Source organism: Actinomyces sp. oral taxon 897, from assembly GCF_002999235.1.
In the GTDB taxonomy this organism is placed as follows: Bacteria; Actinomycetota; Actinomycetes; order Actinomycetales; family Actinomycetaceae; genus Actinomyces.
Window position 1 is genome coordinate 2275130 of sequence record NZ_CP027236.1, and the last position, 23959, is coordinate 2299088.

20 protein-coding genes are annotated in these 23959 nt (G+C 72.3%); 7 read left to right on the top strand and 13 right to left on the bottom strand.

Features of this window, described 5'->3' with window-relative positions; all coding sequences use genetic code 11:
• Positions 1–72 precede the first annotated feature (72 nt).
• The 4 genes from hisC to C3V41_RS09120 all read right to left on the bottom strand — a co-directional run bounded on the left by hisC (position 73) and on the right by C3V41_RS09120 (position 5382).
• The gene (gene hisC / locus C3V41_RS09105; protein ID WP_106110001.1) at positions 73–1236 is read right to left on the bottom strand and encodes a histidinol-phosphate transaminase; all 1164 of its coding nucleotides are present in this window, start codon (positions 1234–1236) and stop codon (positions 73–75) included.
• A gap of 407 nt (positions 1237–1643) precedes the next feature.
• Positions 1644–3698, bottom strand: a complete 2055-nt coding sequence (locus C3V41_RS09110) for a hypothetical protein (RefSeq protein ID WP_106110002.1) — start codon at positions 3696–3698, stop codon at positions 1644–1646.
• Positions 3695–3901: a hypothetical protein gene (locus C3V41_RS09115; RefSeq protein WP_106110003.1), complete on the bottom strand. Its 207-nt coding sequence runs from the start codon at positions 3899–3901 to the stop codon at positions 3695–3697. The genes C3V41_RS09110 and C3V41_RS09115 overlap by 4 nt, the downstream gene beginning before the upstream one ends.
• Before the next feature lie 155 nt (positions 3902–4056).
• Complete coding sequence (locus C3V41_RS09120) at positions 4057–5382, bottom strand: hypothetical protein (protein ID WP_106110004.1); 1326 nt, start codon at positions 5380–5382, stop codon at positions 4057–4059.
• Between the two features lie 53 nt (positions 5383–5435).
• On the opposite strand from C3V41_RS09120, the gene C3V41_RS09125 reads away from it, so the two are divergent.
• Positions 5436–6815 carry an aminopeptidase C gene (locus tag C3V41_RS09125; RefSeq protein WP_106110005.1) on the top strand — a complete coding sequence of 460 codons (1380 nt, stop codon included), beginning with the start codon at positions 5436–5438 and terminating at the stop codon, positions 6813–6815.
• A gap of 398 nt (positions 6816–7213) precedes the next feature.
• Here the strand turns inward: C3V41_RS09125 and C3V41_RS09130 are convergent, their stop codons facing one another.
• The 6 genes from C3V41_RS09130 to C3V41_RS09150 form a co-directional block, all read right to left on the bottom strand.
• Entirely contained in the window at positions 7214–7495 is a 282-nt protein-coding gene (locus C3V41_RS09130; protein ID WP_106110006.1) for a transcriptional regulator, read from the bottom strand.
• On the bottom strand, positions 7495–8136 hold the full coding sequence (locus tag C3V41_RS09135; protein WP_106110007.1) for a hypothetical protein: 642 nt from the start codon (positions 8134–8136) through the stop codon (positions 7495–7497). The genes C3V41_RS09130 and C3V41_RS09135 overlap by 1 nt, the downstream gene beginning before the upstream one ends.
• A gap of 332 nt (positions 8137–8468) precedes the next feature.
• Positions 8469–9014: a carbohydrate ABC transporter permease gene (locus tag C3V41_RS09140; RefSeq protein WP_217350926.1), complete on the bottom strand. Its 546-nt coding sequence runs from the start codon at positions 9012–9014 to the stop codon at positions 8469–8471.
• Positions 9015–9224, bottom strand: coding sequence for a hypothetical protein (locus C3V41_RS13420; protein ID WP_217350927.1), 210 nt, complete (start codon positions 9222–9224; stop codon positions 9015–9017).
• Entirely contained in the window at positions 9145–10014 is an 870-nt protein-coding gene (locus C3V41_RS09145; RefSeq protein ID WP_106110780.1) for an ABC transporter substrate-binding protein, read from the bottom strand. Before C3V41_RS09145 ends, C3V41_RS13420 begins: the two co-directional genes overlap by 80 nt.
• Before the next feature lie 13 nt (positions 10015–10027).
• Complete coding sequence (locus C3V41_RS09150) at positions 10028–11416, bottom strand: glycoside hydrolase family 36 protein (protein ID WP_217350928.1); 1389 nt, start codon at positions 11414–11416, stop codon at positions 10028–10030.
• A gap of 335 nt (positions 11417–11751) precedes the next feature.
• On the opposite strand from C3V41_RS09150, the gene C3V41_RS13165 reads away from it, so the two are divergent.
• The 3 genes from C3V41_RS13165 to C3V41_RS13430 all read left to right on the top strand — a co-directional run bounded on the left by C3V41_RS13165 (position 11752) and on the right by C3V41_RS13430 (position 14700).
• Positions 11752–13311: a beta-glucanase gene (locus C3V41_RS13165; protein ID WP_165271624.1), complete on the top strand. Its 1560-nt coding sequence runs from the start codon at positions 11752–11754 to the stop codon at positions 13309–13311.
• A 409-nt stretch (positions 13312–13720) separates the two neighbouring features.
• Positions 13721–14224 carry a LacI family DNA-binding transcriptional regulator gene (locus C3V41_RS14250; protein WP_217350929.1) on the top strand — a complete coding sequence of 168 codons (504 nt, stop codon included), beginning with the start codon at positions 13721–13723 and terminating at the stop codon, positions 14222–14224.
• Positions 14221–14700, top strand: coding sequence for a substrate-binding domain-containing protein (locus C3V41_RS13430; RefSeq protein WP_217350930.1), 480 nt, complete (start codon positions 14221–14223; stop codon positions 14698–14700). Before C3V41_RS14250 ends, C3V41_RS13430 begins: the two co-directional genes overlap by 4 nt.
• 117 nt (positions 14701–14817) lie before the next feature.
• Here C3V41_RS13430 and purB read toward each other — a convergent pair whose 3' ends face one another.
• The 3 genes from purB to C3V41_RS12885 all read right to left on the bottom strand — a co-directional run bounded on the left by purB (position 14818) and on the right by C3V41_RS12885 (position 18311).
• Positions 14818–16413, bottom strand: a complete 1596-nt coding sequence (gene purB / locus C3V41_RS09165) for an adenylosuccinate lyase (protein ID WP_254423553.1) — start codon at positions 16411–16413, stop codon at positions 14818–14820.
• Between the two features lie 326 nt (positions 16414–16739).
• On the bottom strand, positions 16740–17147 hold the full coding sequence (locus C3V41_RS09175) for a phage holin family protein (RefSeq protein ID WP_106110008.1): 408 nt from the start codon (positions 17145–17147) through the stop codon (positions 16740–16742).
• A 288-nt stretch (positions 17148–17435) separates the two neighbouring features.
• A complete protein-coding gene (locus C3V41_RS12885; protein ID WP_129591542.1) occupies positions 17436–18311 on the bottom strand; it encodes a hypothetical protein in 876 nt (291 codons plus the stop codon).
• A 439-nt stretch (positions 18312–18750) separates the two neighbouring features.
• Between C3V41_RS12885 and C3V41_RS09185 the strand changes: the two genes are divergently transcribed.
• The 3 genes from C3V41_RS09185 to C3V41_RS09195 all read left to right on the top strand — a co-directional run bounded on the left by C3V41_RS09185 (position 18751) and on the right by C3V41_RS09195 (position 23839).
• Entirely contained in the window at positions 18751–19032 is a 282-nt protein-coding gene (locus C3V41_RS09185; RefSeq protein WP_106110010.1) for a metal-sensitive transcriptional regulator, read from the top strand.
• A gap of 115 nt (positions 19033–19147) precedes the next feature.
• Complete coding sequence (locus C3V41_RS09190; RefSeq protein ID WP_106110011.1) at positions 19148–19417, top strand: heavy-metal-associated domain-containing protein; 270 nt, start codon at positions 19148–19150, stop codon at positions 19415–19417.
• A gap of 1218 nt (positions 19418–20635) precedes the next feature.
• Complete coding sequence (locus C3V41_RS09195) at positions 20636–23839, top strand: heavy metal translocating P-type ATPase (protein ID WP_174714770.1); 3204 nt, start codon at positions 20636–20638, stop codon at positions 23837–23839.
• The last annotated feature ends 120 nt before the right edge of the window (positions 23840–23959 follow it).

Here is a 23959-nt window from a genome sequence, read left to right on the forward strand (position 1 = left end):
CTTAGCCATGGCCGACGTACCCTAGTCATACGTCGCCAATAACTAAGGTACGTCCGCGATAGCTAACGCAACTCAGACGGCCTCCGTCTCCGTCTCGGTCTCGTCAGCCGGGCCAGCAGGGGCAGGGGGGACGGGCGCCGGCAGGCACGGGCGGTCGGGGAAGGCGGCCAGGGCGGCCAGGGCGCGGTCGTTGTCCTCGGGCAGGCCCACGCTCACACGCACCCCCTCCTCGATGAAGGGGCGCACCAGCACACCGGCCTGCTCCATGTGGTCGGCCAGGGCCACCGCCTGCCCGCCCACTCCCAGCCAGTAGAAGTTCCCCTGGGTGTCGGGGACCGTCCAGCCCTGCTCGCGCAGGACCGCCACCACACGGTCGCGCTCGGACGCCACCTGGGCGGCCCGGCTGGCGGTCTCCTCCAGGACGTGGGCCTCCAGGGACGCCAGGGCGGCCGCCTGGGCGGGCAGGCTCACGCCGAAGGGGGTGGCCACCCTGCGCACCGCGTCCATGAGCACCGTCTCCCCCACCAGGTAGCCGACCCGCAGCCCGGCCAGGGCGTGGGCCTTGGAGAAGGTACGGGACACCACGAGGTTGGGGTACTCGTCAATGAGCTCCAGGGCGTCCCCCACGTCGGGGTCGGTCACGAAGTCGAGGTAGGCCTCGTCCACGAGGACGGCGACGTCCTCCGGGACGCCGTCGAGGAGGGCCTGCAGCTCGGCGGCGCTCAGCGCGGCCCCGGTGGGGTTGTTGGGGGTGCAGGCCATGAGCAGGCGCGTGCGCGGGGTGACGGCCTCCAGCAGCGCCGGGACGTCGTGACGGCCGTCCACGGTCAGGGGGACGCACAGGGGCCTGGCCCCGGCGGCGGTGACGCATATGGGGTAGGCCTCGAAGGAGCGCCACGGCATGACGACGTCGTCGCCCTCGTCACAGACCGTGCCCACCAGGTGGGATATGAGGGCCACCGAGCCTCCTCCCACCACGATGCGGGCGCTGTCGACACCGTGGCGCTCGGCAAGGGCGTCCACCAGGGTCTGCCCCGTCATCTCGGGGTAGCGGTTGGCCTGCGCGGCCGCTGCTGCCGCGGCCTGGACGACCTTCTCCTGGGGCGGGTAGGGCAGCTCGTTGCTGGAGAGCTTGACGACGTGGTCGCCGTCGGGGCGGGCACCGGGCACGTAGGCGGGCAGGGTGCGCACGGCGGCACGGACATGGACGGCAGGCGGGGCGGGGAACACGCTCATGCCCTCATGGTGTCACTGCGGGGCGCCCACCGGTGAGGAGGTTCCTCCCCGGGCCACCGGCCCCGGCCCCGTTACCGCCTGTCAGGCCGCGCACGCGCACGCCCGGGCCGCCCGTCCCCCGGCGTGTCGGCGGGCCCGGCGTACTGGCAGGCCCGGCAGGCCGCAGCTGGCTGGCCGACCAGCCCGGCGGGCCTTCCACGAACCTCACAACCCAGCAGGTCTGCCGACCCAGCGGGCCGCGGACGGGCCGACCGACCCAGCGGCCTGCCACAGCGGCAGCCAGCCCCCGCTCACCGCCGGGGCCGATTGCCCCACGCGCCACGTGAACGCCTGAGACACCAGCCCCTACTGACCGGGCCCCAATGACCACTGCGGCTGTGTCGACGAGTCGCCCGCACAGCCCCCGCTCACCGCCGGGGCCCAATTTGGGTGAGCGGCAGCTTGCTGGAGACGTCGTGGATGGTCTCCTCGACGTCCTCGACCACGTCGTCCACGTAGCCGTCAATGTCATTGACGTTGAACCCGTTGTCGGTAAGGCGCTCGACCTCGAAGACGTACTCCACGGAGGTCGCCCCCTCCACGTCCTGGCCCGTGTAGGTCGCGAACCGGTTGCTCCAGCCCACCAGGTCCGGGTCGTTGCCGTTCTCCATCCCCTCCACGGCGTCGGCGTAGACGTCCGAGCTGTGCGGGTACCGGGAGGCCTTCGCCCCGGTGTGCGTGTCGATACTGGCCACGATCCGCGTGGGGCTGGTGGGCGTGGGTGCGGCGCTCAGGGCGGGGACGGCGTCGCCGGTGTTCTCCAGGTGCAGGGCGTCCACGTCGGAGGACAGCTCCGCCCCGGCCGTGGGGCTGCCGGCGGTGAGCAGCGAGGTGATGGAGAAGTGCTCCTGGATGACGGGGTCGGCGGCCAGGTTGGAGACCACCGCCCCGCCCTGGGAGTGGCCGTAGATGGCCACGGGGTCCCCGGGCTGGACCCCGGCATGGCGCATGGCGCTGACTACGGCGGCGCTCATGTCCGTGGCCATTCCCCCCACCGCCTCCAAGTTGGTCTGCATGTCCTGGGGGTTGGAGCTGCCCGCCCCCCAGTTCGTCGTGCCCGGGACGACGACGACCCACCGGTCGGGCTGGCCGGGGACGACGGTCCTAATGACGGAGATGACACCGGTCTTGGGGTCGTCGTCATTCTTCTTGAGGCCGTCGGAGTAGCGGATGAGCTCGGCGGCGGTACGCGGGGGGTGGTCCAGGACCCGCCCGCCCACGGGGGCCGGTGAGGAGATCCCCGGGATCCACGTCTCCTCCTGCGGGGTCATGTCGAACAGGGACATGATCCTGGAGCCCAGGCCGTAGGGGTCCTTGGCGGCAGCCGGCACGGTGAGGCTGACGCCGTCCAGGGTCAGGCGCACCCCGGTGGTCTCGCCGAACCGCTCGGCACCGTCCTTCTCGGACAGGATCGCCAGGTAGGCGGCGACGACCTGCATGTCCGTGAGGTCCTCGCGGTCCACGTACCCGGCCCCGTGGCGTACCTGCTGGGGCAGGTGGGGGCGCAGCTGGGGCGCCAGGCGGGCGGCGGTCAGGCTCAGGTACCTCCTGACCTCGCTGGCCTCGGTGCCGTCCTCGGCCCCGGGCACGTTCTGGAGGATCCAGATCAGGTTCACCAGGTCGGTCCTGACCCAGCCCTCCAGCGTGTCGTCGTTGAGCAGGGTGGTGGCCATGGCGAACCAGTCGTCCGCGTCGCCGTCCATGTCGGGGATGAGCCTGGGGGAGGGCAGGTTCACCAGGGCCAGGGGCAGGGACAGCAGCAGGGAGCCCACGAGATTGCCCGTGCCGCCCCAGGAGTGGAGGCCGCCGGACATGCTGGCCCCCAGCTCCGCGCCTGAGTAGGTGTCGGAGCAGGTCTTGATGTCACGGGCCAGGCCACGCAGCGTCGCGGCGACGGCGCCCAGGGAACCGGGTCCGTTCGCGGCCCGGTCGACCGTCCACCGGGCGATGGTCCGGTAGAGCTCAAAGTTGTGGTTGGAGGAGAACAGGATGCCCTTGGGGTTGGAGAGCGCGCCGCCCAGGGCCTGCTTGTTCGAGACCACGGAGCAGGAGTTTGCTGGTGACTCGGGGGTGGGCAGGGCCTCCAGGTCCGCGTACTCCTTGAGCAGGGAGGTCCTGGCGCTCTCCAGGTAGGTCGCGGTGCTCGTGACCGCCGCGTTGAGCAGGTCGAGGTCGGTAGTGCTGACGCTGGTGGACCCGCCGCTGACGAGCACCGGAACCGTCGGCCAGGACATGGTCCAGGAGTAGGGCGACGGGGGCGTGGAGGACGTGTCCTCAGGGGGCACCGTCCCGCACCCCTGGGCCGAGGCGGGGTAGGGTCCGGCCGGGCACGAACCGGACGAGGAACTGGAGCTGCCAAAGCTGGATGAGGACCCCGAGCCCTGGGACCCGGAGCCCTGGGAGGAGGCAGGGTAGTCGCTCATGACATCCACCTCACGGCGGTGCAGGCGGATCGGACCTCAGTGAGCTGGGACGTGAGAGCGCTCACAAGGAGGCTGACCTGGTCCAGGCTCGTCTGGCAGGCCGTGGCGGCGGAGCCCGTCCAGGAGGCAGGAACAGTGGTGGGGAAGGAGGCGGTGGCGAAAGTGAGGTCGGTGTCAGCAGAGTCAAGATCAGCAAGAGACATGTAACAACGGTAAAGACCTAGCTACTCCGGTCGCACCCACCTCCGCGCCACCCTGTGGACAACCTGCCCGGGAGCGCTGCCTGTGTGCTGAGTGAGACCGCGGTACCACGCGGTTCCGGTATGACGCACGATTGCCAGGCGGCGGCGTCGGCACCTCACAGGATAATAATGTCGGCGCCCTTCTCCACGCGCTCCAGCAGGAGGGAGTCCAGGACGCGCAGCGCCTCGGGGCTGACCAGGCCGCGGATGTCGGGCAGGAGGTAGACGGCCACCTCGTGGGACAGCGCCCAGGTGAAGCCCACCAGGATCACCTCCTTCAGCCCCAGGGTCCGCACCGGCTGGTCCAGGCTCACGCCGCTGTAGGTGAAGACCTCCAGGACCTTGGCGCGTGCCCGCGGGGAGGGCGCCAGGCCGCGGGCCTCGTCCATGGCCTCCAGGCAGACGGACACGGTGAAGGTGCTGGACAGGACGTGACGCAGCCCCTCGCTCCGCAGACACCTCCACCCGCGGCGGATGAGGGCGCCGTCGCGCCGTACGGCCCTGCGCACGCTGGCCCACACCACCCGGCGCTCGGCCAGGCTCAGGTCACGGCCCAGCCCCAGGAGCTCGGCCTGGGGCGTGAGCAGGTCACGGGCGACGTGCCGCCACAGCCAGATCGCCACCACACCGACGCAGGCTGACAGGACCTCCATGACGACCGTGGGCCAGGGGGACTCCACCTGCAGCGGCGTCACCCCGAACGCCAGGGGGGAGAACATGAGGAAGGCGACCGTGGCGGAGGCCAGGCGCGCCGCCCTGACCGAGCGCAGCACCGCCCCGACGGCAAAGGCCAGGTACCCGGAGAAGGTGCCGATCTCACTGGTGGCGCTACTGACCCACAGCCCGCCGCTCCACCCGTAGACCGCGTAGAACCTCACCGCTACGTGGTGGTGGAACCAGCGTGGTACCCGGACGTCGTGGACGGCGGTGAGGCCGTAGCGGTCGGCCAGCCAGCTGCCGACCACGACCCCCAGCAGCACGGAGAGCATGAGGAGGGCCTGGGCGACCTCCAGGCAGATGCCGGTGGTCAGGGCCGCCCCGGTCGGGCCGAGGCTGCCGGTGCGCACGGAGGTCCCCCGTGGGGCGGCGAGCTGGGCGCGCGTGTGCCGCAGGGTCAGGCCCACGCCCTGGAACAGGGCAATGCCCCCGGCCAGGGCGATAATCGCGAGGCGGGGCCGGGGCGTGAAGCAGGCGACCAGGGCCACGACGAGGCTGAGCAGCCAGTACAGAGCGAGTCGGCGCCGCTCGGCGTACAGGACGGTGACCAGGTACCAGCTCAGGGTGACCACGCGGGTGAGCCACATGTCGGTCTCGGTGCTGACCCGGGGACGCTCGGAGGGGGTCCCACGGGGCGCTGGCGAGCCAGCGGCCTGCCCGGCCCCGCCCGGCGTCGTACCATCCGGGTCCGGGCCGTCCGGGTCCGTACCGTCCGCGCTCACCATGGCACCAGGGTAGCCGCCACCGCCCGGACCACCACCGGGGCACAATGTCCCCCATGACCCAGAACCTGAGCACCCCCCTGAGCAGCCAGTGGGTGGCCGACGCCGCCGCCTCCTTCCTGGCCGACCCCGCCGCCCGCCTGGCGGGCAACGCCGTGGCCACCACGGACGTGGAGACCGTCAGCCTGGACCGTGCGGTCCTGACCTCTATCGACTCCTCGGTCTCCGACCTCATCCCGGACGCGGCGATCACCGACCAGAAGCGCTCGGGCCGCTGCTGGGCCTTTGCCGGCCTGAACACCCTGCGGGCGGCCATGATCAAGGATCTGGGGCTGGAGGGCTTCTCCCTGAGCCAGAACTTCATCTACTTCCACGACAAGCTGGAGAAGGCCAACGCCTTCCTGAACCGCTTTACCGCGGACATGGTGGCCGGCCGGGACCTGGAGGACCGGGAGGTCGTCGCGGACCTGGCCTCCCCGGCCGGTGACGGCGGCTGGTGGCCGGAGTTCGCCCACCTGGTGGCCAAGTACGGCATGGTGCCCGCCTACGTCATGCCGGACACCCAGTCGGCCACGGACTCCCAGGCCATGAACGACCACCTGGACACCCTCCTGCGGCGTGCGGCCCTGCGGATCCGGGCCGTCGTCGAGCCCGCCGGGGACGGCCCCGCCCGGGACACCGCCGCCCAGGACGCCGCCGCCCAGGACGCCGCCGTCAGGGAGCTGCGGGAGGCCGCCATGGCGGACGTCTACCGGCTCCTGGCGATCCACCTGGGGACCCCGCCGAGCCGGTTCGTGTGGCAGTACCGCAACAAGGACAAGGCGTTCACCCGGGTGGGGACGATGACGCCGCGCGAGTTCGCCCGCAGGTACGCCCCGGACGTGGACGAGTTCGTGGTGGTGGTCCACGACCCGCGTCCGCAGATCCGGCAGGACACCCTCTACGCCATCGACCGCTCGGAGACGATGGTGGGCCAGGGGCCCCAGACGCACGTGGCCGCGTCCCTGGAGGTCGTCAAGGCGGCCGCGGTGGCGGCCGTCCGGGACGGGGAGCCGGTGTGGTTCGCCTGCGACGTGGCCAAGCAGCGGGACAAGAAGGCCGGGGTGTGGGACGCCGCCCTGCACGACTACGAGGGCCTGTACGGCGTGGGGCTGTCCATGACCAAGGCCGAGCGGCTGGTGGCGCGCGAGTCCGCGCCCACGCACGCCATGTGCCTGACCGGCGTGGACCTGGTTGACGGCACCCCACGGCGCTGGCGGGTGGAGAACTCCTGGGGCGAGGAGACGGCGGAGAAGGGCTTCTGGACCATGAACGACTCCTGGTTCGACCAGTACGTCTACCAGGTGGTCGTGCGCGCCGACCGCCTGCCCCAGGCCACACGCTCCGCGCTGGAGGCCGAGCCGGTCCTGCTGCCCAGCTGGGACCCCATGGCCTGAGCCCGCCACCCCCGCGAGAACGGTACTTATTCGCCGTGAGAACGGTACTTGTTCCTCGCGAGAACGGTACTTGTTTGCCGTGAGAACGGTACTTGTTCCTCGCGAGAACGGTACTTGTTTGCCGTGAGAACGGATGTCGCGTACAGGATCGGGTACTGTGTGACCCCAGGTTGCACGACCTCTTGCAGGAGGCGCCCTGGGACCCTACGGGATCACGCGGATAGCTCAGGGTCGACGGCGTCGGCGGGCCACCTGCCCGACGCCGCCGACCTGTCCCCTCACCCGCGCACATCCCGGAAGCTAGGACCACCCAACACAACCAGGACACCCCAGACCACATCTACCAGCACAACCCAGCCTCGTAGCGGGCAATCAGGCCCGCCTCGGCCAGACCACGCCTACCCGAGCATGGCCCGGAGCTGGACGACGTAGTCCTCGAAGGCACGCCGCCCCTGAGTGGTCAGGCTGAGGTAGGTGGCGGAGGTCCGTCCCCTGAAGGTCTTGTTGACCCTGACGTACCCCGCCCCCTCCAGCTTGCTCAGGTGGGTGGAGAGGTTGCCGGCGGTCATGTCAAGGGTGGAGCGCAGGCGGGGGAAGGAGAGCTCGTCGCCCCTGGCGAGGGCCGCCAGGGTGGCCATAATCCGCAGCCTGGCCTGGGCGTGGATAACGGGGTCCAGCATTATCGCACCGCCTTGCGCATCGCGAGCTGGACCAGCCCCACCGCCAGCAGACCACCGCCGCCCAGGACGGCCATGACCCACCAGGCGGCGGGCGTGCCCACAATGGTGGCCAGGGCGGTCACCGCGAGGATCCAGGCGCCGGTCCAGGCCAGGGCGGTCTCCTCCCAGAGCATGGCGCTGGCCATGTAGATGGTTCCCACCACCAGGCAGGGGATGCCCGAGCTCAGGAGCCTCAGGAGCTCGTGGGCCTGCTCGGTGCCAATGTCGGACAGGACCGTCCCAGCCCGACCCAGCAGGACGGTGACCAGGCCCATGGCGGCGAGCCAGGTCGCCCCGTAGACGCTACCGGTTCGGGAGGTGGTGCCCCGGATCCCGCGCGCCCCCAGGGTGACGACGACGGCGGTCACGATGACGGCGGCCATCAGGCAGCCGCCCAGGACGGCCTGGCCCGCCCCCAGGGCCAGGCTGACGTAGCCCACGACCCAGGCCAGGCCCCAGGCGATGAGAATGAGGTCGCTGCGCACCACGACGGCCTGGCGCTGCGTCCTAATGGTGGCCAGGGCGGCGGCCGGGTCAAGGCCCCCGGTCTCAGGTGAGGACGCAGGCGAGGACGTACCGGCAGAGGCGCTTGCAGTGGTCATGGTCGGACTCCTTAGGTCTTGACTTCAGATCGATTTGTGTTGCAAACCTACTCCAGGGTACAGCCGGTCGGTTTGTTCTGCAAACCGACCGGGGCGCCCGCCGTCGGCCAGCGCTCGCCGTCGGCCGGCCACCGCCAGGGACGCAGCCTTGCCTCCAGAACGCGCCCCGGCCTCGCGAACGTACCCCGGTCGCCGCGGACGTACCCTGACCGCCGGGAACGTACCTTAGTCTTCGGCAACGTACCCTAGACGTACGTCCCCAATGACTAAGGTACGTCTCCGAGGCAGGAACCTGTCCCTTGGGGGCCGACGGCGCCCGTCCACACCCACCCCTACTTCACGGCACCCGAGGTGATCCCCGAGATAATCTGCCTCTGGAACACCGTGAAGAGCAGCACCAGCGGAGCGCTCATGAGGAGGACGTAGGTGAAGATGAGGTGCCAGTTGTTCAGGTGCACCCCTGCGCTCGCCACCGCGAAGAGGTTGAGAGGCAGGGTGTCCACGCGCCCGCCCACCACGAAGAAGGCGTAGAAGACGTCGTTCCACACGTACAGGCTGATGAGGATGGTGGCCGTGGCCAGGACCGGCCGCAGGAGCGGCAGGATAATGGTGAGGAAGACCCGCAGCGGCCCGGCGCCGTCGATCCGGGCCGCCTCCTCCAGCGAGACCGGAACGGTGCGTACAAAGCCTGTGACAAAGAAGATGACCGTGGACAGGTACATGCCCACGTAGGCACAGATCATGCCCACCGCGGTCCCGGCCAGGCCCAGCTGCCGCAGCAGGAGCACCAGGGTCACCACGGCCGGCGGCAGGATGATCCCGCAGATGCCGACGGCGTAGACCACGGCCGCTAGCCGTCCCGAGCGGCGCGCCAGCACCTAGGACGCCATGGACCCCAGGACGAGCACGAGCGCCACGGAAGGCACCAGGAGCAGCAGGCTGCCGATAAAGGCCGCCCCGATGTGGGAACGGGAGACGACCTCGGCGACGTTGTCCCACAGCTGCCAGTCAGAGGGCAGGGAGAGGTCCGGGCTGAGGGCCTCGGCCTGCGACTTGCCCGCGGTGACCAGGACCGTCCACAGCAGCACCCCCACCAGGACGGCCGCCAGGAGCACCGCGGCCACGGGCTGGATCCCACGCTTGAGGCGGTTCATGCCATGTTCCTCTCTCGACGACGGAGCATCCCGATGACGGGGAAGGCCAGGAGGACCACGGCCAGGAGGAGGCCCACCACTCCCCGCCCATCTCGTAGAAGGGGGTGACGCCCTTGGCCTTGAGGGAGCGCGCCGTGGTGAGGAGCTCCTCGAAGCTCTTGGGGACCGTGACGCCGTTGGCCTCGAAGACCTTCTTGTTGTACCAGACGCCCATGACGGAGGGGGCGGAGACGAAGGCGGCGTAGCGCTTCCCCTCCAGGGTGCCTCCGGCGCCCAGGACGCTGGCGTCGGTGGTGGCCTCCCAGGGGGCGCCGTCCAGGGGCTGGAGACGCTCCTTGGCGCCCAGGCTCAGCAGCTGGGAGGTGGTGGGCTGCCACATGGCCAGGTCGGGCAGGTCCCCGGTGGCGACCTTGGTCTGGACGCCCTGCTCGTAGGGGTCGGGGATGGTGACGATGGAGACCTTCGCACCGGTGGCCTCCTGGAAGGCCTTGACCACGTTCTGGGGGATCTTGGCGGAGGACTGGGCGGCCCAGAAGGTGAGCTCGACGCCGTCGAGCTTGTCGGTGGCGGAGGGCCAGGAGGCCGGGCCGGACTGGGTCGTGGTCTCGCTGCCGGGGTCGGAGCAGGAGGCGAGGGCCAGGGCGCCCACGAGGGAGGTGGCCAGGGCCAGGGAGGTACGCCGGGTGACGGGGGTGGTCAGGGCGGTGAGAGGGGTGCGGTTCATGAGGTTTCTCCATTCATGCGGCGTCATTGACGCAGTGGTGGGACCGGACCAGGTAGACCCGGGCAGTGGGGTGGGTGGTGCCTGCGCCGGCTGGGACGGCGAGGTGTAGGCCGTCGTCACCGGGCTCGACGTGCAGGCCGGGGTCGGGGACGAGGGCGCGGGGCGGGTAGACCTGCTCGACGGCGCACCCCGCCAGGGAGGGCAGGTGGAGCTCCGGGGTCCGGGGTCCCAGGCCGGGGCGGTGCCACACGAGGAGGAGTCCCTCGCGCCCGCCCTGGGTGGTGGCCCGGGCGGCCACCACCCAGGGGTCGTTCCAGCCGGCCACGTCCGCGGGCCACCAGGGGACGTCCTGGCACAGGTGGGTGCGCAGGTCCTTGGCCAGGTCGGTGGCGGCGCGCACGAGGGCTGCCTGGTGGGCGCTCATGCGGTCCAGGTGCCCTGAGAGGTAGAGGGATCCGGCCAGGGAGGTGACCAGGGTGTAGACGATCTCCTCGTCACTCATCCCCGGCTGCGGGTAGCCCCAGCTGGCGGCCTGCTCGGGCAGCACGGCCAGGGGGGCGTTGGCGGCCACGGGCGGGTAGCGCAAGGGGTCCTGGAGGTCGGAGGTGGACTGGAGGCGGGCGGAGGCCAGGAGGGCGTAGTCCGTGCTCATGCCGCCCGAGGCGCAGTTCTCCACCACCAGGTCCGGGTGGCGCCGCCCCAGGTCGGCCAGCCACCGCGCCCAGGCCCGGGAGTGCTCCATGAGGGCGTCCCCGGCGGAGTCGGCCCCGGCGTCCGGGCCGGTGCCCACGGAGTAGTTGTCGTCCACCTTGAGGTAGCCGATGCCGTAGCCGACCATACGGTCCACGACGGCGTCGAGGTGGTCCCGCGCGGCGGGGTGGCGCATGTCCAGGCGCAGGCGGCCCTGCTCCACGAGGAGCTGGCCGTCGCGGCGCATGAGGGCCTCCTCGGGGAGGTCTCGGGCTAGGGGGCTGCGCACCCCGACGGCGAGGGGCTCGATCCACAGGCCCGGCACCATGCCCTCAGCCCGGATGAGGTCCAGGGTGGCCCTCAGGCCGTGGGGGAAGCGCCGGGCGGAGGGCTCCCAGGCGCCGACGGCGTCCCACCAGGCCCCGTCCTCCTCGTCGGAGTGCCAGCCGTCGTCGATGCAGTAGACCTCCGCGCCAGCCCGGGCGGCGGCGGGCACCAGGGTGGCCAGGCGCTCCTCCGTGGGGTCGGCCATGAGGGTGTTCATGTAGTCGTTGAAGACGACGGGCGCGGGCGCGGTGGTCGGTGCCGTGCGCTCACGCAGGGCCCGGCGGTAGGCGGTGAGCCCGGCGACGGCGCCCTGCCAGCCGGCGTCGGACAGGACGAGGGCGGCGGTGGGGGTGACGACCTCCTCGCCGGGGCGGAGGGTACGCATCCAGCCGTGCTGGCAGCCGGCCAGGGCCCAGGGGGCGGGTGGCGGGCGCCGGGGCAGGCGGTCCGGGCCTGGCGGGGGCGTCCCCGCCGTCTGGGCGGGCAGGCGGTCCGGGCGTGGCGGACACGGGCGCAGTCATCGCAGTCATGGAGACCTCCAGGACGAGGTGACCCACACCGGCCCCCTCTTGACGGTGCCACCTACCGTAGATAGGGGCCGGACAGCCTGTCTACAACCTGTGAAACGCCTGTTTCACGCACTCCCGCGGCCCTCTTCCCTGCGCGTCCGGCAGAGCCTAGTCTGCACCTACCACCGGCCCGTGCGAAGGAGCATGAACGATGACGCTGACCCGACGTAACGCCATCCTGTCCGCGGCGACCCTGACCGGCCTGCCTCTTCTCCTGCCCTCCCAGGCCCGTGCGCAGGAGGTGGGGGCGGGGGCCACCGACGTCAACCTGGAGGAGTGGACCCTCATTGACTCCCTCAGCGACAGCTTCGACACCCCCCTGGACCCCTCACGCTGGCACAAGGGGCTGTGGTACCCGGCCTCCGGCGTCGGGGCCTTCCGTGACGAGAACGCCGAGGCCTCCGACGGCGTCCTGCACCTGTGGGCCCGGGCCGAGCGCCACGAGGGCAGGGACCACACCTTCGGTGCCGTGGAGTCGGTCTTCGACACCCCCGGCGTGCGCAGCTACGTGGAGGTCCGCGCCAGGGCACTGCCCTCGGCCGCCCACGTGCTCTCAGCGGTCTGGCTCCAGTCCTCCAACCTCGACGGCCAGAACGCGCTGGCAGCCGACCCGAACCCGGAGATCGACGTCCAGGAGACCTTCGACTTCCACGCCATGACCTCCGCCACGCACATCTGGCCGGGCAATACCGAGGCCGACCACAGGTCCTTCGGCGGGCACACCTACGCCAGCGCCGAGGACGTCTCCGCGGACTACCACCTCTACGGCGTCGAGCGCCGGGAGGGGGAGGTGCTCCTCTACTGGGACCGCCACCTGGCCTGGCGTCTGCCCGCCCCCGACCCCTCCCTGTGGCGCATGTCCCGGCACGTGGTCCTCAGCCTGGAGGGGCACCTGGGCCGCGCCCACGACCCCGCCCTGCCGGCCTCCTTCGACATCGACTACGTCCACACCTACTACCGCACCCCCGCCCAGGTGCAGCCCGACGGCGACGTCCGCGTCCTCGACCCGCAGGGCCGGGCTCTGACCCTGGGGAGCGGGGGCGTCACGCTGAGCACCTCCACCGGCGAGGACACCCACTGGCACCTACGTCGCCAGGACGACCTCACCTACGTCCTCAGCTCGCCGTCGGGGGCCGTGCTGGGGGCGGCCTCGGCGAACGGCTACGCGGGCGGGGGCCTGGTGGCCACCGCGGCAGCGGGCACCGGGACGGACATTGCGGGCAGCCGGTACCGGTGGCACGTCCTGTCGGTGGAGGGCGGGGTGCGTATGCGCTCCAAGCTCAGCGGCCTGGCCCTGTCCTCCGGGAACGGCCGGCCCGTCACCGGGGAGGAGGAGCAGGCGACGACGTGGAGGATCGAGGCCCTCAGCCCCCAGCAGGAGGAGCTCCCGTCGTTCGTGGCCGCCCAGAAGGACAACCCGCGGGCCACCATCCTGCGCGGCGACTGGGACGGGGACGGCACCGTGTCCTACGCGGTCCGGCTGGGGAGCCGCGTGGTCTTCTACAACGAGAACCGCACTCACGCCCCCGTGGTGGCCGCGGTGTCCCTGGGGAGGCCCAGCGACGCCGTCCACGTCGGCGACTGGGACGGGGACGGCCGCGACACCCTGGCCCTCCAGCGCGGGCAGCGTGTCCTGCTCCAGACAGACCTGTCCTCCTCGGCCACCACCGAGGGCAACCTCGCCGACCTCGACAAGGTGCGCAGGCAGTAGGGGCGCCGGGGCCGGGGCCAGCGGCACCGTTCCACGTGGAACAGCCGGAACAGCGGCTGCCCATCCATCCCAGCTGTAACTGAGCGCAGGCAGTAGGGTGCCGGGCCGGGGCCGGGCCGTGGGCTCGGTCCCCACAGGTAGCTCCCGAGCACAGGCAGCAGGCACGCGGGACCGAGACGGCCTCGGTGTGGGCGGGCCTGCGCACAGGCAGCAGGCACGCCGGGCCAGGACCGAGCCCAGCGGCACCGTTCCACGTGGAACAGCCAGAACAGCGGCCGCCTACGGGGCGGTGGGCACGCCAGCCCCGTTCCACGTGAAACGGCCCCGGGCCAGCTCACGTACCCTGGGAGGGCGTCCGCAGTCAGGCGGGCACCCCCGGCCACGGGGACGACGTCAGGGGAGGTGCCACGTGAGCACGACCAGGCGCTCATGGTTCCCGCCCCGGCTCGCCGACGTCGCCGCCCGCGCCGGGACATCGAAGGCGACCGCCTCGCGGGCCCTGGGCCGGGGCCACCCGAACCCCTCCCCCACCCTCAGGCGGGTGCAGGAGGCCGCCCAGGACCTGGGCTACCGCCCTCCCACCGACCGGGCCCACCTCCTGGCCCTGTCCACGGACATTAGCCGGACCGGGTACTGGGCGACCGTCTCGGGGGTGGTGGCCGCCTCCGAGGAGCTTGGCGCGGACCTCTCCATCCACGTCCTGAGCGGCGGCTCACAACGACGGCGCGAGATCCTCTCCCGGGCCCTGGACGGGCGCGTGGACGGCGTCGTCCTCCTGGAGTTCGACTCCGTCAGCGTGGCGGCCCTGGAGGACCTGCCCGTGGACCTGCCGGTGGCGATCGCCGGGGCCGCCCGGGCGCCGGGCACGAGGAGCCGCCTCGGGCCTGGACAGACGACTATGCCGGGGCCATGACCGCGACCCACCACCTGTGCGACCTGGGGCACGAGCGCCTGGCCTACGTGGGCGTACCGAGCGCGGGGCACCCCGACCCCCGCCTGGCCGGGTGGCGCAGGGTCCTGGCCCAGCGCCACCTGAGGGCCAGCGAGCCCGTGGCCATTGGCTGGTCCGTGGAGACGGGGCTGCGCTCCGCCGCAGCCGTGCGGGCGTCGCGGGCCACAGGCGTCCTGTGCGGCAACGACGACCTGGCAATAGGCCTGGTCGCAGGGCTCGCCCGCGAGGGGGTCGAGGTGCCGCGGGACGTGTCGGTGGTGGGCGTGGACGACCACCCCCACGCCGTCGGCATGGTCCCGGCCCTGACCACCGTGCGCCTGGACTTCGCCGGGGTGGGTGAGGCCGCCGCCCGCCTGGCGCTGGGGATCGAGGTCGGTCCCGTGGTGGAGGTCCCCTCACAGCTGGTGGTCCGGGACTCCACGGCCCCTCCCGCGTAGGTCCGACGGCGTCGGCCGCGGTGGCCCCAGACGAGTAGTCGGTCAGCCTCGCGCCCCAGTCGCCCACAAACGGCAAGGTCCCGCGCCCCAGCCCTCCAACCAGCCGGGCCCCGCGCCTTACTCCTCCAGGTGCGCGACCAGCTGCGCCGCCAGGCCCGTGTAGGTGGCGGGGGTCAGCGCCAGCAGACGCGCCTCGACGTCGTCGGGCATACCCAGGCCGGAGATAAACGCGCGCATGGCCTCCGGCGTGACCTTCCGGCCGCGGGTGAGCTCCTTGAGGCGCTCATAGGGGTCGGCCATGCCGGTGGCCCCGGCCACGGCGGCCGCCCGCATGGCCTGCTGGACCGGCTCGCCCAGGACCTCCCAGGTGGCCTCCAGGTCCTCGGTCAGGCGGGCATGGTCCACGTCCAGCCCGGCCAGGCCGCGTCGGATATTGTCAATGGCCAGCAGGGAGTGGCCCAGGGCCACCCCGATATTGCGCTGGGTGGTGGAGTCGGTCAGGTCCCTCTGGAGCCGGGAGGTGACCAGGGTGGCGGCCAGGGAGTCCAGCAGGGCGCAGGAGATCTCCAGGTTGGCCTCGCCGTTCTCAAAGCGGATCGGGTTGACCTTGTGCGGCATGGTGGAGGAGCCGGTGGAGCCCTGGGCGCTCAGGCGCTGGCGGAAGTAGCCCAGGGAGATGTAGGTCCACACGTCGGTGGCCAGGTTGTGGGCGACCCGGTTGAAGCGGGCGACGTCGGAGTACAGCTCGGCCTGCCAGTCGTGGGACTCGATCTGGGTGGTCAGCGGGTTCCAGGTCAGACCCAGGTGCTCCACGAAGCCGCGGGACACCGCCTCCCAGTCGGCCCCGGGCACGGCCACGACGTGAGCACCGTAGGTCCCGGTGGCACCGTTGACCTTGCCCAGGTACTGCGCGCCCTCCACGCGACGCACCTGGCGTCCCAGGCGGTGGGCCAGCACCGCCAGCTCCTTGCCCAGGGTGGTGGGGGTGGCGGCCTGGCCGTGGGTGCGGGCCAGCATGGGGACGGCGGCGTGCTCGCGGGCCATGGCACCCAGGTCGGCCACCAGGCCCCGGGCGGCGGGCAGCCAGATCTCCTGCACGGCGGCGCGCACGGTCAGGGCGTAGGCCAGGTTGTTGACGTCCTCACTGGTGCAGAAGATGTGGACGATCTCGTGGACGCCCGGCAGGACGGTGGGCCCGCCGTCGACGGCGGTCACGGCAGGGACCTGGGTGGCGCCGTCGGCAGCCTGCTGGGCGGGCGCACCGACCGGGGCCGGTGCGCCGGCGGCGGTCGAGGCCGGGAGGTGGGAGGCGGCCGGGCCGGCTGAGGGCGGCGCGCTGGGGGCCGGGGTGCCGTCACCGGGCGCGCTGGCGGCGTCGAGGCGACGCTTGAGGAGGTACTCCACGGCCTTGACGTCGTGACGGGTCACGGCCTCGATACTGGCCAGCTCGGCGATCTCGACGGCGCCGAAGCCCTCGACGATCCCACGCAGGTAGGCCTTCTCGGAGGCTGACAGGACGGGGGCACCAGGCAGGACGTGGTTGTCGGTGAGGTAGATGAGCCACTCGACCTCCACCTCCAGGCGGGCGCGGTTGAGAGCGGCCTCGGAGAGGTGGTTGACCAGGGGCGCGGTCACGCTGCGGTAGCGACCGTCCAGGGGGCCCAGGGCGATAGGTGGCGTAATGTCGGCGAGGTCGGTGGTGCGAGGGCTCATGGCGGCATTGTCGCAGGTACGTGCCGGTGCGCCCACCCGCGGCCCTGCGCCACTGGCCTCTACGAGGCGGTCACCCGCTCTGGTGCGCCCACCCACGGCCCTGGCCGGACCGGCCCTAGTGCTGCGGGCACGCGCAGACAGGTCCCGGGCACAGGGACAGCGAGCGGACCGTATGACGACGGGAGCGGTGGCCCTCCGCGACCATACCGCTGCGGGAACCAGGGGCGGGCCGTAGGACGGGGTCGGCGGGCGTGGTCGGATCGGGCGGGCGGGTCTCCTGGACAGGCACCGAGTGCCGCCCGCCACGCAGGCCCTGACCGTCCTCCTCAGTCCTCGTCGGGCCCGAAGATGCCTACGATAATGGCGGAGACAATGGCGACGATAATCGCCGCCCCCACCGCGGTACCGAAGGTCGCCACGTGCAGGCCGAGCTGCACCCCGGACCCGGCCCCGAGCCAGGAGACCTTGTCCGTCAGCCAGGACGTCATCATGAGCATGGCCCCGTTGACCACCAGTGCGAACAGGCCGAAGGTGAGGACGTAGATGGGCAGGGCGAGGGTCTTGACCACGGGCTTGACCAGCGAGTTCACCAGCGCCAGGATGAGGCCGACGACAATGAGGTTGACCCAGGTGTGGACGGCGGACTGGTCGCCGGGGACGGTCAGGCCGGACATGAACCGGGCAGCGAGCCAGAGGCCCGCCGCGTTACCAAGGGTACGGACAATGAGCTCCATGACCTTATGGTCTCAGCCGAACCTGGGTGCCACCTGTCTGGCCGTCATGGCCCAGGTCTGCGGTGAGACGACCTCACCGGCTGCGTGCCGGCACGACTTCACTTCAGGGGTCCGGGTGCACCGCGTACGTGACCCGAACAGGTTCCCCCGGCGTCACCGTCAGGGGCACGGGGACCAGGGCACCCGGCCCGCAGTGCGCACGCCCGCATTACCCACTGTCAGGGGCACAGGCACCAGGGGCTCGCCACGCGGCGGGGACAGGCGGCCATCGCCGTGCCCCCGCCCGTCTCAGCTCAGGACGGCCCGCATCATGGCCAGGAAGACCAGGACGATAACGATCCACAGACCCGTGTACCAGCTCCCGTGATCGGACGACGGCGTGATCCTGGGCGAGGCGTAGGGGCTGCCCACCGTACCGGCCGCCCGGTTCGCGGGCTGCCAGGTGGCTGCCTGCCGGGTCTGCGGAGCAGGCGCCTGCCCGTACCGGGACCCCGGCACGCGGGACGGTCCTCGCCCGGAGCCCGGTCCCCGCCCGTAGCCGTAGGCGCCTGACGGGGCTCCGGGGGCATACGGCTGGGGCGCGGCGGGGCGCTGGGCCGCCCGGGTGACCAGGCGGGGGTCGGTGCCGGGCGGTGCCCACGGACTACCGGACACGCCTGTCTGGCCCCAGGATGCCGGACCCGGGAGGCGTGGCGGACCTCCGGCCCCCGCCAGCCGTGGTCCTGGCGGCCGGGCGGGTGCCCTGCCTGATGTACCCGGCACCGCGCCTCCCGGCGCCGTGCTCCTTTGGGCAGCCAGACGGGATGCGGTGCGGCGCGCCTGGGGCACGGTGGTCCGGCGGGAGGCCGTGGCCGGCGCCGCCGTCCGTCCTGCTGCGGTGCGCTGCGAGGTCCGAGCAGCGGCCGTGTGGGCGGCAGCCGTGGCCGGCGCCGCCGTCCTCCGGGAGGGCGGAGGCGGGGTGGGGTTCTGGTCGCCGGGCGCGGCGGGCTCGGTGGCGACGTCGTCCTCGGGCTGCCAGCCGGGAGTGGGGTCCAGGACGGAGACGTCATAGATCATCGACCCTGACAGGACGGAGCCGAAGGGGGAGTCGTCCAGTGCGCTCACGTCCTGGGGCTCCCACCCCGCGGGGGCCCAGTCGGTCTCATCAAGGTCCTGCACGCTCATGGTCCCAAGCATGGCACGACGTCGGTCCACGCGGGAGCTGTACCGCCGCGTGCCAGGGGTATAGCCGCCGGTCGGCTTCGTCCGCACCTGGTCCGGGAGTACCGCCCGTGTGCCAGGTATAGCCAGGCCGACCCCACGCGAGCAGGGATAGTCCACCCCACGCCGGGCGCGACGTCCTCCTCCGCTCTCCCAGGGCCGGGCGCAGCCCGGTGTCGGGTACCTGGCCAGGGCGGCGACCAGTCCCCTCCCCCGTCCCCGGGCACGACCGAGCTGATCGCCCCCGCACCGACCGACCCGGAGCACGACCCCTCGCACCGGAAGCTCCCGGAGGCAGGGCCCGGCCCGTCGTGGGTGGGCGCGACATCCCGCACTGAAAGCAACCCTCTTGACACCCCTACCCCCTAGGGGTATTCTGTCTGCTGACGACCAGGGAGGATACATGGCTGGCTACACCGGAACCAAGGACGACCACCTCAAGCGCCTGCGGCGCGTGGAGGGCCAGGTCCGTGGTATCTCGCGGATGGTCGAGCAGGACGTGTACTGCATTGACGTCCTGACCCAGATCGCCGCCGCCACCAAGGCCCTCCAGGCCGTGAGCCTGGGCCTGCTGGAGGACCACATGAGCCACTGCGTCATCCACGCCGCCCAGTCCTCCGAGGCGGAGGGCCAGGCCAAGATCCGCGAGGCCTCCGACGCCATAGCCCGTCTTGTACGGTCCTGAGCCCCCGACGCCGCGCAGCCACCTGGGCGGCGCCACTGGCCGGGCCCGCCCCGGCCTACCCCCTACCCGTAGTCGGCCCCACCCGGGCCGCCCACCGCAACCACAGGAGCACACCATGACCGAGTTCACCGCCACCGGCGTCGACCGCACCACCACCCTCAAGGTCTCCGGACTCACCTGCGGGCACTGCGTCACCCACGTCACCGAGGAGCTTGAGGCGGTCGCCGGCGTCAAGAACGTCTCCGTCCTGCTCAACAAGGGCGGGCAGTCCACTGTCACAGTCGTCTCCGACACCGTGCTGTCCGACGCCGCCCTGGCTGAGGCCATTAACGAGGCCGGGGACTACACCCTCGACGCGGTCGAGCGCGACACGCCCGCCGTCTGAGGCTCCCGTCCACCCCCTTGGCCCACGGCCCGCGTGGGCCAAGGGGGCACCGGCAGACGCCAGCTGATCTCGACCGTCTCCGCTCCCAGCCTGCGTGGGCCAGGGCCGACGACCCGCTGTTTACAAGACAGCGGCTCACTCCGCCCCCAGCCTGCGTGGGCAGGACGTCACCAGGCCGCACCACGTACGGCGCCCCTTGCCCGCGTGGTAGTGAGCGCGGGGATGGCGAGGAGGGACCTCCGTCCCTCCCGTCCTAGCCCGCGCGGTAACGGGTGGGGACCGAGCTGGATCCTCGGCGTGGTACGGACTCCCGCCCCAGCCCGCACGGTAATTAGGGCCGGTGCGGCCCACGTCCTCACCGAGCCCCGCCCTGGCCCACACGGCAGCAGGTGGCCGCAGCCACGACAGGGCCCGGGGACGCGGCAACGGAGGACGGCAGAACAGCACCGCCTTCGGTGACCTCGGTGCCCGCACCGGCCCACGCAGCAGCGGATCCTGGACGTGAGCTACGCGGTCCGCCGGACCCCAGCCAGGCAGTCCCGTGGCCGCGCCCAGCCACACACCGCCCGGGCTCATCACAGGCCATCTGGGCCCGGGTACTCCCCGCCCGGGCGGGACCGTGCCGGGCAGTGGCCCTGGCAGGTGTCTCCGCACCGTACGGCCCTGCGGGAGGACCGCCTCTACGCCACCGCGTGAGAGCGACTCCGACCCGCACCGTACGGCCCTGCGGACCCGCCTCCGGCCCCCACCCTCGCGAGCACCCGCTCGCCGGGGTGGCCCGACACCGCGGCACCACCCCCACACCCGCCTGCGACGAGCGAGGTAGGGGTACCAGCGACCAGGACGCGCTGTAACCACCCCGCGCCCCTGCAGCAGGGCACCCCGCGGCGGGCCACCCATCCGAACCCTCCTGCCACCCCGGACGGAGTTGCACATTCATTACGGGGTCGACAGTGGGCGAGTGACATGTTTCCAACGTTTTGTCCCTCCGGGAGAGGACCGGGGACAGGATGAATGTGCAACGGCGCCTGCGTTGCACATTCATCCTGGTTCACAGGCCCCGCACCGACCAGTCGATCCGCATGATCCCGCCATTGTTTGATCGACGATTGTAAAAAGAATGTGCAACTCCGTCCGGGGCAGATCAGCTGCTCCTGCACCGGTCGCACCCTTGATAGGTGTGACTTATCAGTATACTCCGAAACCAAGAAGGCACTTATGAGTCCCGTACCCGCTTCCCACCCTGAGGCCTCAGGCCAGCGCGTTATCACCCTCGGCGTGGAGGGCATGACCTGCGCGTCGTGCGTGGCCCGCGTGGAGAAGAAGCTGTCCAGGCTCGACGGGGTGAGCGCCAGCGTCAACCTGGCCACCGAGACCGCCCGGGTGACCGCGCCCGCCGGGATCTCGGACGACGACCTGCTGGCGGCGGTCGCCCGCGCCGGCTACACGGCCCGGCTCAAGGGCACCCGCACCAAGGGTCCCCTCACGGCCGACGCCGGACCCTCCGACCCCAGGACACCCGGCACCCTCCCCGAGACCGCCTCCACCGGAGCGGACAGCACCCGCAGCGGGGTCCTCACCAGCGGTACCAGCACCACGTCCGGCACCTCCGCGGGACCAGCGCCACGAGGCCAGGACGCCCTAGCTATTCCCACCACCGCACCCACCGAGCACACCGCACCAGCGGGCAGAGGGGCTGGGAGCGAGGGACCTGCCGTCCCGTCCGCCGACGTCGCCGCACGGTCAGACGCCGCACCCACCGAGGACACCACGCCCACCGAGGACACCGCACCAGTCCCCCAGACCCCGCATCCCGACCAGGCCCCGCGCCTGGGCGCCTCCCAGGTCGCCCGGGCCGCTGACCTGCGCCTGCGCCTGGTCTACAGCCTCGTCCTGTCCGTACCCGTCATGGTGGTCTCCATGGTCCCGGCCCTCCAGCTGCCCGGCTGGCAGTGGACGGTCGCCCTCATGGCGCTGCCGGTGGCGACCTGGGGCGCCTGGCCCTTCCACCGGGCCGCCGCCCGTGCCCTGCGCCACGGCGCCTTCACCATGGACACGCTCGTGTCCCTGGGGGTGGTCGCCGCCACCGCCTGGAGCCTGTGGGCCCTTATCTGGGGCGGGGCCGGGGAGATCGGCACACAGATGACCATGGAGCTCCTACCCCGCCACCAGGGGCACGCGGCCCACATGTACTTCGAGTCGGCGGCCTGGGTGACCACCTTCCTGCTGGCGGGCCGCTACGCCGAGGCGCGCGCCCGGTACCGCTCCGGCGACGCCCTGCGCGCCCTGCTGGAGCTCGGTGCCAAGGAGGTCACCCGGGTGCGCCTGACCTCGCCGTCGGGCTCCACCGACGCCGTCGACGTCCTGGACGAGGAGGGCGCTCCCCTGCCTGAGGCCACCCGCACCCAGGAGCGCGTGCCGGTGGACGAGCTGCGTGCCGGGGACCTGTTCTGCGTGCGCCCCGGGGAGAAGGTGGCCACCGACGGGGTCGTGGTCGAGGGACGCAGTGCCGTGGACGCCTCCCTGCTCACCGGCGAGTCCGTGCCCGTGGACGTGGGGGTGGGTGACGTCGTCACCGGCGCCACCGTCAACACCTCCGGGGTGCTGCTGGTGCGGGCCACCGCCGTGGGCGAGGGCACCACGCTGGCTCGGATCGGGGCCATGGTCACGGCCGCGCAGGCGGGCAAGGCGCCCGTCCAGCGCCTGGCGGACCGGGTCTCGGGGGTGTTCGTACCGGTGGTGCTGGGGCTGTCGGCCCTGACGCTGGCGGGGTGGCTGGTCACCGGGCACAACGCCCAGGCGTCCTTCACGGCGGCGGTGGCGGTCCTGGTCATCGCCTGCCCCTGCGCCCTGGGCCTGGCCACGCCCACCGCCCTGCTCGTGGGCACCGGCCGGGCCGCCCAGCTCGGCGTGGTCATCAAGGGGCCTGAGGTCCTGGAGTCCACGCGCTCCCTGGACACCATGGTCCTGGACAAGACCGGCACCGTCACCACCGGGCGCATGAGCCTGGACGCGGAGGCGTCGGCCAGCGTCCCCTCCGGGGCCGACGGCGCCGCCACCGGTGGGGCCGGGGCCGACGGCGCCGCCACCCGCAGCCCCGACGCCGGGAGCACCGGCAATAACATGAGCGAGGTCAGTGCCCCCACGGACAAGACCGACGCCAGCACCAGCATGCGGGTGGCAGGTACGGGCCCGCTGAGCGAGGCTGACCTGTACCTGGCCGGGGCCCTGGAGGCCGCCAGCGAGCACCCCGTGGCCGCCGCCATCGCCACGGCGGCCCGCGAGCACCTGGAGACCGCCCCGGCGTCGGGCACCGGGACCCCTGGCGGCCCGCAGCACGCACAGCCCTCGGAGCCCGCCCCGGCAGCACGCTCCGAGGAAGCCGCCCCGCCAGCGGCCAGTACCGACGCAGCCACCCCGCCAGCGGCCAGCACCGGGACCCCCGGTGCCCGGGCCGCAGGAGCCCGAACCGGGGACACGGACACGACGACCCTTTCCGCCCCCGGCGCCCGGACCAACGCCCCCGTCCCACCCCGACTGGCCGTCGTCACCGACTTTGCCAACCACGAGGGCCGGGGCGTGACCGGTGTGGTGGAGGGGCGCACGGTCGCCGTCGGGCGGGCGTCCTGGCTCACCGAGCAGGGCGTGGTGCTGGGCGAGGGCCTGGCCGCGGCGCTGGAGCGGGCCGAGGAGTCGGGGGCCACCGCCGTCGTCCTGGCCGTGGGGCCCGCCCCCGGGGCCGAGCCCACCCGGCCCGGCCAGAGCTCGGGGACCGTGAGAAGTCCCGGCACCCGTGCCACTCAGACGAGCCAGCGCACTCCGGGCACCCAGCCCGGCCACCAGGTCCTGGACGCCCGCGCCGTGCTGGCGGTGCGCGACACCGTGCGCCCGTCCTCACGCAAGGCCGTCACCGACCTGCGCGAGCTGGGTATCCGCCCCGTGCTCCTGACCGGGGACAACCCCCGGGCGGCGGCGCACGTGGCCGCCCAGGTCGGGATCGCGTCCGCCGACGTGCGCTCCGAGGTCCGCCCCGAGGACAAGCGCGACGTCGTCGCCGCCCTGCAGGCCGAGGGACGCAATGTGGGCGTGGTCGGGGACGGGGTGAACGACGCCGCGGCCCTGGCCCAGGCCAGTACGCAGGGCCTGGGCCTGGCCATGGGGTCGGGGGCGGACGTGGCCATTGAGGCCGCGGACGTCACCCTGGTGCGCACCGACCTGGAGGCGGCCGTGGCCGCGGTGCGGGTGAGCCGGGCGACCCTGCGGATTATCCGGCAGAACCTGTTCTGGGCCTTCGCCTACAATGTGGCCGCCATCCCACTGGCCATGGCCGGACTGCTCAACCCCATGATCGCGGGAGCCGCCATGGCGTCCTCCAGCGTCATTGTGGTCACCAACTCCCTGCGCCTGCGCCGGGCCGGGTGAACGGTCCCCAGGGGCCCGCCGAAGCCGGTGGCCGCCACCTGCGCCGGGCCGGGTGAGCGGGGCGGAGGACGCGGACTGGCTGCCAGCCCCAGGCTGCGTCCTCACGATCGGCGACCACGC